This window comes from uncultured Parolsenella sp. (genome assembly GCF_934660935.1).
Taxonomy (GTDB): Bacteria; Actinomycetota; Coriobacteriia; order Coriobacteriales; family Atopobiaceae; genus Parolsenella.
This window is the reverse complement of record NZ_CAKUIH010000016.1, coordinates 24550-36154: the sequence shown is the minus strand read 5'-3', so window position 1 is coordinate 36154 and position 11605 is coordinate 24550. Positions and strand designations below refer to the sequence as shown.

The 11605-nt window shown below is 59.9% G+C and carries 19 protein-coding genes and 1 pseudogene; all 20 read left to right on the top strand.

The features are described 5' to 3' along the window. Positions 1-221 precede the first annotated feature (221 nt). The gene (locus Q0H23_RS07565; RefSeq protein WP_293814416.1) at positions 222-515 is read left to right on the top strand and encodes a CDP-alcohol phosphatidyltransferase; all 294 of its coding nucleotides are present in this window, start codon (positions 222-224) and stop codon (positions 513-515) included. Between the two features lie 409 nt (positions 516-924). Beyond that, the gene (rplE, locus tag Q0H23_RS07560; RefSeq protein ID WP_293814417.1) at positions 925-1485 is read left to right on the top strand and encodes a 50S ribosomal protein L5; all 561 of its coding nucleotides are present in this window, start codon (positions 925-927) and stop codon (positions 1483-1485) included. Between the two features lie 100 nt (positions 1486-1585). Beyond that, complete coding sequence (locus tag Q0H23_RS07555; protein WP_073296263.1) at positions 1586-1771, top strand: type Z 30S ribosomal protein S14; 186 nt, start codon at positions 1586-1588, stop codon at positions 1769-1771. A 114-nt stretch (positions 1772-1885) separates the two neighbouring features. Next, positions 1886-2284: a 30S ribosomal protein S8 gene (rpsH, locus tag Q0H23_RS07550; RefSeq protein ID WP_293814418.1), complete on the top strand. Its 399-nt coding sequence runs from the start codon at positions 1886-1888 to the stop codon at positions 2282-2284. A 28-nt stretch (positions 2285-2312) separates the two neighbouring features. Then, positions 2313-2849: a 50S ribosomal protein L6 gene (gene rplF, locus Q0H23_RS07545; RefSeq protein ID WP_293814419.1), complete on the top strand. Its 537-nt coding sequence runs from the start codon at positions 2313-2315 to the stop codon at positions 2847-2849. 66 nt (positions 2850-2915) lie between these two features. Further along, on the top strand, positions 2916-3284 hold the full coding sequence (gene rplR, locus Q0H23_RS07540) for a 50S ribosomal protein L18 (RefSeq protein ID WP_293814420.1): 369 nt from the start codon (positions 2916-2918) through the stop codon (positions 3282-3284). 12 nt (positions 3285-3296) lie between these two features. Further along, on the top strand, positions 3297-3821 hold the full coding sequence (gene rpsE, locus Q0H23_RS07535) for a 30S ribosomal protein S5 (RefSeq protein WP_293814421.1): 525 nt from the start codon (positions 3297-3299) through the stop codon (positions 3819-3821). Positions 3822-3823: 2 nt separating this feature from the next. Next, on the top strand, positions 3824-4009 hold the full coding sequence (rpmD, locus tag Q0H23_RS07530; RefSeq protein ID WP_293814422.1) for a 50S ribosomal protein L30: 186 nt from the start codon (positions 3824-3826) through the stop codon (positions 4007-4009). Between the two features lie 10 nt (positions 4010-4019). After that, positions 4020-4469: a 50S ribosomal protein L15 gene (gene rplO / locus Q0H23_RS07525; RefSeq protein WP_293837143.1), complete on the top strand. Its 450-nt coding sequence runs from the start codon at positions 4020-4022 to the stop codon at positions 4467-4469. After that, complete coding sequence (secY, locus tag Q0H23_RS07520) at positions 4463-5752, top strand: preprotein translocase subunit SecY (protein ID WP_293837140.1); 1290 nt, start codon at positions 4463-4465, stop codon at positions 5750-5752. The genes rplO and secY overlap by 7 nt, the downstream gene beginning before the upstream one ends. Before the next feature lie 122 nt (positions 5753-5874). Beyond that, on the top strand, positions 5875-6501 hold the full coding sequence (locus tag Q0H23_RS07515; protein WP_293814425.1) for an adenylate kinase: 627 nt from the start codon (positions 5875-5877) through the stop codon (positions 6499-6501). Further along, entirely contained in the window at positions 6498-7283 is a 786-nt protein-coding gene (map, locus tag Q0H23_RS07510; RefSeq protein ID WP_293837137.1) for a type I methionyl aminopeptidase, read from the top strand. The genes Q0H23_RS07515 and map overlap by 4 nt, the downstream gene beginning before the upstream one ends. Before the next feature lie 150 nt (positions 7284-7433). Continuing rightward, the gene (gene infA, locus Q0H23_RS07505; RefSeq protein ID WP_293837134.1) at positions 7434-7652 is read left to right on the top strand and encodes a translation initiation factor IF-1; all 219 of its coding nucleotides are present in this window, start codon (positions 7434-7436) and stop codon (positions 7650-7652) included. A gap of 143 nt (positions 7653-7795) precedes the next feature. Next, positions 7796-7909: a 50S ribosomal protein L36 gene (rpmJ, locus tag Q0H23_RS07500; RefSeq protein WP_013252436.1), complete on the top strand. Its 114-nt coding sequence runs from the start codon at positions 7796-7798 to the stop codon at positions 7907-7909. 14 nt (positions 7910-7923) lie between these two features. Next, complete coding sequence (gene rpsM, locus Q0H23_RS07495) at positions 7924-8295, top strand: 30S ribosomal protein S13 (protein ID WP_293837131.1); 372 nt, start codon at positions 7924-7926, stop codon at positions 8293-8295. A gap of 13 nt (positions 8296-8308) precedes the next feature. After that, a complete protein-coding gene (gene rpsK / locus Q0H23_RS07490) occupies positions 8309-8716 on the top strand; it encodes a 30S ribosomal protein S11 (protein WP_073296226.1) in 408 nt (135 codons plus the stop codon). 19 nt (positions 8717-8735) lie between these two features. After that, entirely contained in the window at positions 8736-9329 is a 594-nt protein-coding gene (gene rpsD, locus Q0H23_RS07485; protein ID WP_293814428.1) for a 30S ribosomal protein S4, read from the top strand. A gap of 22 nt (positions 9330-9351) precedes the next feature. Beyond that, on the top strand, positions 9352-10293 hold the full coding sequence (locus tag Q0H23_RS07480; protein ID WP_293814429.1) for a DNA-directed RNA polymerase subunit alpha: 942 nt from the start codon (positions 9352-9354) through the stop codon (positions 10291-10293). 30 nt (positions 10294-10323) lie between these two features. After that, entirely contained in the window at positions 10324-10794 is a 471-nt protein-coding gene (rplQ, locus tag Q0H23_RS07475; RefSeq protein WP_293837128.1) for a 50S ribosomal protein L17, read from the top strand. 28 nt (positions 10795-10822) lie between these two features. After that, positions 10823-11578, top strand: a pseudogene (locus Q0H23_RS07965) (ATP-binding cassette domain-containing protein); the annotation flags it as partial. Between the last annotated feature and the right edge of the window lie 27 nt (positions 11579-11605).

Here is an 11605-nt window from a genome sequence, read left to right as displayed (position 1 = left end):
CGCCTTTAGACGCGAGCCCGGGGCCCGTGGGTTATACCCTAAGAGCAAACCACCCTTTTTAAGGGTGGTTATGATTGCTTTCCCGCGACGCGCAAAACCGCTCCGCGATTTATAGAGCCGCTCACGGGTGAGCGGTGGATAGGATCGGCGAAGTGGGGGACGCTAGGGTCAACGGGAAGTGCCGGCGAGAATGTCCTCGCGGCCAGACGAAGGGAGCGACCATGGGAGTGATGGCAGAGGAGAAGCTGGAGATCGGCCCCGACACGCTCGAGGGCTACCTCCGCTCGAACACCCGCGTCTTTACCAAGGTCAATGACGCCACGTATTACGTCACCCACACTGATGGGTACTGGCGCGTCCAAGATTGTGCGAACCTAAATGACAAGGGCCACTTTACGGATTGCTCTGAGCTGGTTCCTACGGTCAACGAGGTAATGAACCTCCCCGTGTTCGACGGAAAGTCCCTCGTAGACGTTGCCGCTGACGCTGAGTTCTATGCGAGCGTTCCCGAGTAACCGCTAGAGTCAAACAAGATTTCAGCGGGGCTGATATCCGTGAGGGTGTCAGCCCCGCTACTTGTCTTAATGTGTTGGTTGACTGCGTCATCCGCTGAGTGTGATTGCGCAAGCAAACTGAGGTACGGCATCGAGTAATCTAAACTCGTTAAACCCGAGTTGTGAGTTAGTCGTGAACGGTTAGCTTGCAGAGGAATCTTGTCGATTTTTGACTAGAAATCCCCTGCGTAAAGGCATATCCTTATGAGCTGCACTGTGAAGGCTCCTGCCGATTAGCCGTCGGACAGGAGGCATGAGGATAACGAGGCATCGACCTATGGTCGCTACCTGCGGCTTTACGGTCAGGCAAGGGGAGTCATGCTTGCCAGCCTGCGCCAACCCCATGCTTAAAACCCCAAGAGGAGTGAATATGGCTGAGGAGAAGTACGTCCCGCGTTTCAAGACCAAGTACAACGACGAGGTCCGCGCCAAGCTCATCGAGCAGTTTGGCTACACCAACCCGATGACCGTTCCGCAGATCGAGAAGATCGTCGTGAACATGGGCGTCGGCGAGGCCGCGACCGATTCCAAGGCTATCGACGGTGCTGTCGCTGACCTCCGCACCATCACCGGCCAGCAGCCGACCATCCGTCGTGCCCGTAAGTCCATCGCTACCTTCCACCTTCGTGAGGGTCAGCCCATCGGCGCCAAGGTCACCCTCCGCGGCGACCGTATGTGGGACTTCCTGGATCGTCTGATCTGCATTGCTATCCCGCGCATCCGTGACTTCCGTGGTATCTCTTCCAAGAGCTTCGACGGCCGTGGCAACTTCTCCATGGGCGTCACCGAGCAGCTCATCTTCCCGGAGATCGACTTCGACAAGATGGACCACACCCGCGGCATGGACATCACCATCGTCACCACCGCGAAGACCAACGAGGAGGGCAAGGCCCTGCTCGACGCCTTTAACTTCCCGTTCAAGGAGAACTAGAGGTAATCCCGCCGCCTGCGAGAGCGGGCGGCGTGTTGTCGCTTCGGCGGCATAGACAAAGCCGCGCAAAAAGCGCGACCGTCACCCAGAAGGAGGATTTGTGGCTAAGACATCGATGATCGTCAAGGCTCAGCGTGAGCCGAAGTACTCGACGCGCACCCAGAACCGCTGCCAGCGCTGCGGCCGTCCGCACAGCGTGTATCGCAAGTTCGGCCTGTGCCGTGTGTGCTTCCGCGAGCTCGCGAGCAAGGGCGAGCTTCCCGGCGTCCGCAAGGCGAGCTGGTAGGCCTACAAGGTCTAGCGGCTCCCAGGGCAGACGGAAGACTCCCGTCCAGGCATCCCGGCCAAGGGCTCGGGTGAACCGGACGAAGAGGTTCATCCCTACCGAAGGAGAATCCCAATGAACGTTACCGATCCTATTGCAGACATGCTTACGCGCATCCGCAACGGCAACACCGCCGGCAAGGACGTCGTGAGCATGCCCTCCAGCAAGGTGCTTGCTGAGGTCGCCCGCGTCATCGCGGAGGAGGGCTACATCGAGGGCTATGCCATCGAGGACACCACCCCCCAGAAGACCCTGCACGTCACCCTGAAGTACGGCGCTCGCCACGCCCGTGTCATCCGTGGCATCAAGCGCATTTCCAAGCCCGGCCTGCGCATCTACTCCAAGGCCGAGGATCTTCCTCGCGTCCTCGGTGGCCTGGGCACCGCCGTCATCTCCACCTCCAAGGGCATGATGTGCGACCGCGACGCTCGTAAGCTTGGCGTCGGCGGCGAAGTCATTGCCTACATCTGGTAACTCACGGCAGGATAGGAAAGGAGACACTATGTCCCGCATTGGCAAGAAGCCTGTCCAGATTCCCGCCGGAGTCACTGTGACAGTCAACGGCACCACCGTGAACGTCAAGGGCCCCAAGGGCGAGCTTGAGCGCACGTTCTCCGATCTCGTCACCATCACGGAGGAGGGCGAGGAGATCCTCGTCACCACCAACGACGAGACCCGTGAGGCCAACGCCCAGCACGGCCTGACCCGTACCCTTATCCACAACATGGTCATCGGCGTGTCCGAGGGCTTCATGAAGCAGCTCGAGCTCACGGGCGTTGGTTACCGTGTCGCTCTCAAGGGCAAGGATCTTGATCTTTCCCTCGGCTACTCTCACCCCGTGATCTACGTTGCCCCTGAGAACATCACCTTCGAGGTTCCCGATAACACCCACATCAACGTTAAGGGCATCTCCAAGGAGCAGGTCGGCCAGGTCGCCGCTGAGATTCGTATGAAGCGTCCTCCCGAGCCGTACAAGGGCAAGGGCATCCACTACATGGGTGAGCACATCCGCAGGAAGCTCGGCAAGGCCGCTAAGTAGCGACCGCCAAGGCAGTCATAAAAGTCCGCCACCCTGTCAGGTGGCGGCGTGACTAAGGAGATTGGTATGAACAAGCAGCAGGCGAAGCGAGCCGGCCTCAAGCGCCGTGAGCGTCGCGTCCGCTCCAAGATTTGCGGCACCGCCGAGCGTCCGCGTCTTTCCGTGCACCGCACCAACGCGCACATCTACGCTCAGGTCATCGACGACGTCGATGCCAAGACGATCTGCACCGCCTCGACGCTCGACGCCGAGTTCCGTGCTACCGGCAACCTCGGCTCCAACAAGGAGGCCGCTGAGTTCGTCGGTAAGATGATCGCCGAGCGCGCTCTCAAGGCTGGCGTCGAGACCGTCACCTTCGATCGTGGCGGCCGCATCTACCACGGCCGTGTCAAGGCTCTCGCAGACGGCGCCCGCTCCGCGGGCCTGAAGTTCTAGGAGGTATCTGTAATGGCTCGTAACCCGAAGCAGCAGCGCGAAGCCTCCGAGCTTGAGGAGCGCGTCGTCTTCATCCACCGTGTTTCCAAGACCGTCAAGGGCGGTCGTCGTATGTCCCTCGTCGCCCTCGTGGTCGTTGGCGACGGCAAGGGCAACGTCGGTCTCGGCATGGGCAAGTCCGCCGAGGTGCCCCTGGCCATCCAGAAGGCGTCTGACAACGCCAAGAAGAACATGTTCAAGGTGCCTCTGACTGAGACCGGCTCCGTGCCTCACGAGGTCATGGGTGAGTTTGGCGCCGCGCGCCTCCTCATCAAGCCGGCCATCGAGGGTACCGGTGTCATCGCCGGCGGCCCCGTGCGTCCGCTCTTCGAGCTCGCTGGCATCAAGAACGTCCTGTCCAAGTCGATGGGTTCCAGCAACGGCCTCAACATCATCAAGGCCGGCGTTGACGCCCTTCAGCAGCTCTCCAGCCCGGAGGAGACCGCCGAGCGCCGCGGTCTCACCGTCGCCGAGATGTTCGTTGGTAAGGAGAACTAGACATGGCGAAGACCCTTACGATCAAGCTCGTCAAGAGCCCTGTCTGTGGTGTCAAGAAGGACCAGACGGCCACCGTCCGCGCCCTCGGCCTCCACAAGATCAACAGCGTCGTCGAGCAGCCTGACAACGAGAGCATCCGCGGGATGATCTTCAAGGTCAAGCACCTCGTCACCGTGGAAGAGAACTAGGAGTCACCACATGCAGCTCAACGATCTGCGCCCCGCTGAGGGCGCCAAGAAGGCACGTAAGCGCATTGGTCGCGGCAACGCCTCCGGTCACGGCACCACTGCCGGCCGCGGCACCAAGGGCCAGCTTTCCCGCTCTGGCGGCGGCAAGGGTGCCGGCTTCGAGGGTGGCCAGCAGCCGCTCGCGATGCGTCTCCCGAAGCTTCCCGGCTTCACCAACCGCAATCGCGTCGAGTACGCTCCGGTCAACCTCTCCCGTCTCGAGGAGAAGTTCGCCGATGGCGATACCGTCGATACCGCTAGCCTTATTGCTGCTGGCATCATCAAGCGTGAGTACGAGCTCGTGAAGGTTCTCGGCAACGGCGAGATCACCAAGAAGCTCACCGTCAAGGTGGACAAGGTTTCCGCCTCTGCCAAGGCCAAGATTGAGGCCGCTGGTGGAAAGGTAGAGCTCCCGTGCTAAACGGATTCCTCAACGCGTTCCGCGTGAAGGAGCTCCGCAGCAAGATCCTGCTCACCGTGGGCATCCTCGTGCTGTACAGGATCGGGGCTTACGTCCCCGTGCCCGGCATCCCCTTCCAGGGGATGCTCTCGGCATATCAGTCGAGCTCCAGCGCTAACAGCGCGATTGCCGTTCTGAACCTGTTCAGTGGTGGCGCTCTGTCCCGCGTGTCGGTGTTTTGCCTTGGCATCATGCCTTACATTACGGCTCAGATCATCATGCAGATGTTCCAGGCCGTGATTCCGAGCCTCGGTACCCTCGCTCGAGAGGGCGAGTCTGGCCAGCGTAAGATTACGCAGTACACGCGCTACCTCACGGTCGCGCTTGCCCTGCTGAACTCCGTGGGCTATCTGTTCCTGTTCAAGAGCTCGAGCTTCGGCATCGATTTCTCGCAGGCCGGTATTCCTGGTTGGCTGATGGACACTGTGGTTGTCGTTTCCATGCTGGCCGGCGCCATCCTCATCATGTGGATGGGCGAGGTTATCACGCAGCGTGGCATCGGTAACGGCATGAGCCTCATCATCTTCGCGAACATCATTGCGGGCCTGCCAACCTCGATCGTGCAGTCGCTTCGCACGGCTGACAATGGCGTGCTGATGACTGTCATGATCGTGGTGCTGATCGTCGCCGTCGTGCCCTTCATCGTCTACATCGAGCGCGGCCAGCGTCGCATCCCGGTGCAGTACGCCAAGCGCGTCGTCGGACGTCGCATGATGGGCGGGCAGACGACGTACCTGCCGATCAAGGTCAACACCGCCGGCGTTGTTCCCATCATCTTCGCGAGCGCCATCCTGTACTTCCCGGCACAGCTTGCGGTTTTCTTCCCTGGTGTGGGTTGGATTAACGCATTTGCTAACGCCGTGAGCTCTGGTTGGCTGAATTGGATGCTCTCCGTGCTCCTCATCGTTGGTTTCGCGTATTTCTACACCTCCATGGTGTTTAACCCCGATGAGACCGCTGATACCCTTCGCAAGCAGGGTGGCTTTATCCCTGGCGTTCGTCCGGGTTCTGCCACTGCCGCTTTCATCAAGAACGTGCTGAACCACATCACGCTCCCCGGTGCGATTTTCATCGCCCTCGTGGCCGTTGTGCCGTCCATCGTGTTCACTTTTACGGGCAACTCGCTCGTCCAGGCCTTCGGCGGCACCTCCATCCTCATCATGGTTGGTGTTGCTCTGGATACGATTTCTCAGATCGAGAGCCAGCTGAAGACCGCAAACTACGAGGGACTCTTCATCAAGTAACAAGTCTCTTCATAGTTATCTTTGAGGGGGTCGGCGCCTTAGGGTGCCGACCCTTTTGTTTTGCGGTACGCTAGCTTCATCTTGTACTTCCCATTCGCAAACCGTGAAGAAAGAAGGCACTAATGAACATCGTTCTGCTCGGAGCGCCCGGCGCTGGCAAGGGCACTCAGGCTCAGAAGCTCGTCGAGGAGTTTGGCGTCGCCCACATTTCCACCGGCGATCTCCTTCGTGCTGCCGTTAAGGCCGGCACGAAGCTTGGCGTCAAGGCCAAGGAGTACATGGACGCTGGCCAGCTTGTTCCGGACAAGCTCGTCGTTGACCTCGTGAAGGAGCGTCTCGCTGCTGATGACGCCAAGAAGGGGTTCATTCTCGACGGCTTCCCGCGCAACACCGCCCAGGCCGTGACGCTTGACTCCGCTCTTGCGGACATGGGCCTTTCCCTTGATGCCGCCCTTCTCGTCGACGTCAAGGCCGAGGTCATCGTCGAGCGCCTCTCTTCTCGTCGCACCTGCCGTGATTGCGGCTACACCGCCCCCGCCGGCGTTGACGTCTGCCCCTCCTGTGGTGGCGAGATGTATCAGCGTGACGATGACAAGCCCGAGACCATTCAGAACCGCCTTAACGTCTATGAGTCCCAGACGGCTCCGCTTGTTGAGTACTACAAGGGGAAGGGCCTTCTCAAGGCCGTTGACGGCGACCGCCCGGTCGATGATGTTTACGCCGATGTCAAGGAGCTCCTCGCCCTATGATCATCATTAAGTCGCAAGACCAAATAGAGGCCATGCGACCTGCGGGTGCGCTCTCCAAGCTCACCCTTCGCCGTGTGGGTGCCATGATCATGCCGGGTGTCTCCACGATTGAGCTTGACCGTGTGGCCGAGAGCGTGATCCGTTCTCATGGCGGCACGCCCGCATTTAAGGGCTATGGTGGTTTCCCGGCAAGCATTTGCTGCTCCATCAACGGAGAAATCGTTCACGGCATCCCGTCCGCAGAGCGCGTGCTTGAAGACGGCGACATCGTCTCTATTGACACCGGCGCGGTAGTTGATGGCTGGGTTGGCGACAATGCCTGGACATTCTATTGCGGTAAGCCCAGCGATGCCGATAAAGGTCTCTGCGAGGTCACGCGCGATTGCCTCAAGGCTGGCATCGAAGCTGCCGTGCCCGGCAATCGCCTTGGCGACGTAGGCCATGCTATCCAGTCTCTCGCTGAGGAGAACGGCTACGGAGTAGTTCGCGATTACGTCGGTCATGGCATTGGCCGTGAGATGCACGAGGAACCTAACGTCCCCAACTATGGCAAGAAGGGGAGGGGCGTTAAGCTCCAGGCTGGCATGGTCATCGCCATCGAGCCCATGATTTGTATGAACGGCTATGATTCTTATGTGCTCCGTAACCGCTGGACGGTTGTCACCAATGACGGTGGAACGGCGGCTCACTATGAGAACACGGTTGCTGTTACGGAAGACGGCCCTGTCATCCTCACGACTGATGATGAAGGCCCCTGGTGCTCTATGATGGGCGGCGAATAGGGAAGACTACGAGTCGAGATGCTCGTGACCTGGGCCCCGAGGGCGACTTCAATCAAAATCTTATGGAGAACCCGCGCCTCGTAGACGTGGCGCGGGTTTTTCGTTATGATGTTCAGTCGCTGTGTCATGTGTCGAGGAAAAGGTAGCGCAGTGAGCAAACAGGACGCAATCGAGCTCGAGGGTAAGGTTCTCGAGCCGCTGCCCAACGCGATGTTCAACGTTGAGCTCGAGAATGGTCATGTCATTCTCTGCACCATTTCAGGCAAGATCAGGATGAACTACATCCGTATTCTTCCTGGTGACAAGGTCGTCGTCGAGATGTCGCCGTACGATCTCCAGCGTGGGCGCATTACCTACCGTTACAAGTAGGGCACCCTGCGGCGCGAGCCGCATGCCCGTAAGGGCTTTGTACTTCCCACACGCGGAGCAAGGCGCGTGTGATCAGCCTTGGATATTCTCGCCAGCGGCTGGGCGTTCATATAGGAAAGTAAGACACACCGAGAGGAAGAACGATGAAAGTACGTCCTTCGGTCAAGAAGATGTGCGATAAGTGCAAGATCATCCGTCGCCACGGTAAGGTGTACGTGATCTGCGAGAACCCGCGCCACAAGCAGCGTCAGGGCTAGGAGAGGAGCACAAGTTGGCCCGTATTAACGGCGTCGACCTCCCGCGCGAGAAGCGCGTTGAGATCGGACTCACCTATATCTACGGCATCGGCCGTACCGCCGCCTCCAAGATCTGCGCCGCTACCGGCGTTGATCCGAGCACCCACGTGCGCGACCTCACTGAGGAAGAAGTCGGCAAGATCCGCGACTACATCGATGCTAACCTCACCGTCGAGGGCGACCTTCGTCGTGAGACGCGTCAGAACATTGCCCGCCTGATGGAGATTGGCTGCTACCGCGGCCTCCGTCACCGCAAGGGCCTCCCTGTCCGCGGCCAGCGTACGCACACCAACGCTCGTACCCGCAAGGGTAAGAAGCGTCAGGTCGGCGGCAAGAAGAAGAAGTAGGGGAGACTGACTAATGGCTACTGCTAAGAAGGGTGCGCAGGCCCGCGGCCGCATCAAGCGCGCCGACCGCAAGAACATCTCCGTCGGTCAGGCCCACATCAAGAGCACCTTCAACAACACGATCATCTCGATCACCGACCCCCAGGGCAACGTGATTTCCTGGCGCTCTGCCGGCATGGTCGGCTTCAAGGGCTCTCGTAAGTCCACGCCGTTCGCCGCTCAGATGGCTGCCGAGGCGTGCGCCAAGGAGGCCATGGAGCACGGCGTCCACAAGGTGTCCGTCTTCGTCAAGGGCCCGGGCTCGGGTCGCGAGACGGCCATCCGCTCCCTCCAGGCCGCTGGCCTCGAGGTTTCGAGCATCCAGGACAAGACCCCCATCGCGCACAACGGTTGCCGTCCGTGCAAGCGTCGCCGCGTGTAGGTAAGGAAGGAATCTAACTATGGCAGTGGATAGGACTCCTGTCCTTAAGAGGTGCCGCGCGCTCGACATTGACCCGATCGTGATGGGCATCAACAAGAAGTCGAACCGCCAGCCCAAGCGTCAGCGTCGCCAGGAGAGCGAGTACGGCCGTCAGCTCCGTGAGAAGCAGAAGGCCAAGTTCATCTACGGCGTGCTTGAGAAGCAGTTCCACATGTACTACGAGAAGGCTCTGAAGATCGAGGGCATCACGGGTGACAACCTGATGACCATCCTCGAGAGCCGTCTGGACAACGTGGTTTTCCGTCTTGGCTTCGCCCGCACCCGCAAGGAGGCCCGTCAGACCGTCCGTCACGGCCACATCACCGTGAACGGCAAGCGCGTCGACATCCCCTCCTACCGCGTTAAGGCCGGCGACGTCGTTGCCGTCGCCCCGAAGTTCAAGGATCTCCTCCCCATCAAGGAGGCTCTGATCTCTTCTGAGCACATGGCCGTTCCGGCCTGGCTCGAGGTCGACATCGAGAAGCTCCAGGGCACCGTCCTTCAGCTCCCGACCCGTGACCAGATCGACCTTGACATTGACGCTCAGCTCATCGTCGAGCTCTACTCCAAGTAGTAGAGATCGGTTGGAGGTTTCTATGTCCGATTTCATCCGACCGACCGTGTCGGTAGAAGAGGTCAGCGAGAATGTCGCTCGCGTTGTGGCCGAGCCGCTTGAGCACGGCTATGGCGACACGCTTGGCAACTCGCTTCGCCGCGTGCTGCTCTCCTCTCTCGAGGGCGCCGCTGTGGAGGCCATCCAGATCGACGGCGTGCAGCATGAGTTCACTACGGTCGAGGGCGTCTACGAGGACGTCACCGACATCGTTCTGAACGTCAAGGGACTTGCGTTCAAGAGTCTCGGCATTGGCGACGAGGCCACGGCCACGATTTCCATCGACGGCCCGGCTACCGTGACCGGCGGCGACTTCAACATCCCGACCGAGTTCACTCTCGTCAACCCCGAGCACGTTATCTGCACCCTCGGCGAGGGCGCCCACCTCACGATGTCCATGCGCATCGGTACTGGTCGTGGCTATGTGTCTGGCGAGGACAACGAGCGCGATGACGACCCCATCGGTCTCATTCACGTTGACTCTCTCTTCTCGCCGGTTACTCGCTGCGCCAAGGCCGTTGAGCCCTGCCGCGTGGGTCAGCACACCGACTATGATCGTCTCGTCCTCGAGATCGAGACGAACGGTGGTGTCACCGCCCGCGAGGCCGTCGTCGAGGCTGCGAACATCATCAACCAGCACATGACCGCGTTCATGTGCCTGGCCGATGAGGGCGAGCCGGTCGAGGACGCGTCGATCTTCGCCGCTGGCCAGACCGACGACAACACTGAGCTCGACAAGCAGATTGAGGAGCTCGACCTTTCGGTCCGTTCCTACAACTGCCTCAAGCGCGCCGGTATTCACTCCGTGCGTCAGCTCGTTGAGTTCTCTGAGAACGACCTGCTCAACATCCGCAACTTCGGCGTCAAGTCGATCGAGGAAGTCAAGGACAAGCTCGAGTCGATGGGTCTGGGCTTCAAGGCCTAGCCGCCGCTACACACATAGGAGTAACTGACTATGAGGCACTACAAGAAGAGCGGTATGAAGCTTGGTACCGACGCCAGCCACACCAAGGCTATGAAGAAGAGCCTGTGCCAGGCGCTGTTCGCCAACGACCGCATCAAGACGACCCTTCCGCGCGCCAAGGCCATCCGCAGCGACGTGGATCGCATCATCACCTGGGCGAAGAAGGGCGACCTGCACTCCCGTCGTCTCGCCATCGCCAAGCTTGGTGACAAGGAGCTCGTCCGCGAGGCCTTCGAGAAGGCCGCGCAGGGCATGTGGGCTGACCGCAATGGCGGCTACACCCGCATCATGAAGCTCGGTCCCCGCAAGGGCGACAACGCCGAGGTTGTCATCATGGAGATCGTGACCGAGCCTGTCGCCGCTAAGGCCAAGCCGGCCAAGACCGTGGTCACCAAGGTCGAGAAGGTCGAGGAGGCTCCCGCCGAGGAGACCGCTGAGGCCACTGAGGAGACCGCCGAGTAGGCGTTTCGCTCAATTAAGCTTCGTGCAAATGAGAGGGTCCGGGATTTCCTGGACCCTCTTTTTGTTTATGCTTGCCTGCGATAGAGTTCGCGAGCGAGCGGTGTCGAGGAGGGCAATGATAAGGGCGCGGAACATACGCTATCGGTACCCAGGCTCTTCCTGTGATGTGCTCTCGGGAGTCTCCCTTGATGTGGCTTCGGGAGAGTTCGTCGTATTGCTCGGGGCAAATGGTTCGGGAAAGTCGACGCTGTCCAGGCTGCTTGCGCGCTCCTTGGAGCTTCAGTGCGGTTCGATTGAGGCCGACGGTCGTAATCTTCAGGCTTCGACGCATGACGGTTGCGTTGGATACGTAAGGCAGGATCCTGAATCTCAGTTTGTTGCGCCGATTGTCTTTGATGAGGTCGCATTTGGCCCCTGTAACCTCGGGCTGCCTGCCGAGGAAGTCCGCAAGAGAGTCCACGAGGCGCTTGACGACTGCCGTCTCTTGGGTTTTGAGGGTAGAGCCGTTGAAACTCTTTCGGGTGGGGAAAAGCAGCGCCTGGCTCTCGCTGGCGTTCTGGCGATGCATCCGCGGTATCTCGTACTTGATGAGGTTATGTCCCAGCTTGGCGACGCATCGCGATCGAGTCTCCGAAGTGTCTTGAGAGGGCTTGCAAGGCGTGGTGTTGGCATTTTGCTGATATCTCATAGCCCCCAAGAGGCTGTGTATGCAGATCGAGTGGTTGTTTTGGAGGCTGGGCGTCTAGTCTGGGAGGGCACGCCGAATCTGCTGTTCGCAGATGGAGAAGGTGCGAGCCGCGTGTTTCCGGGA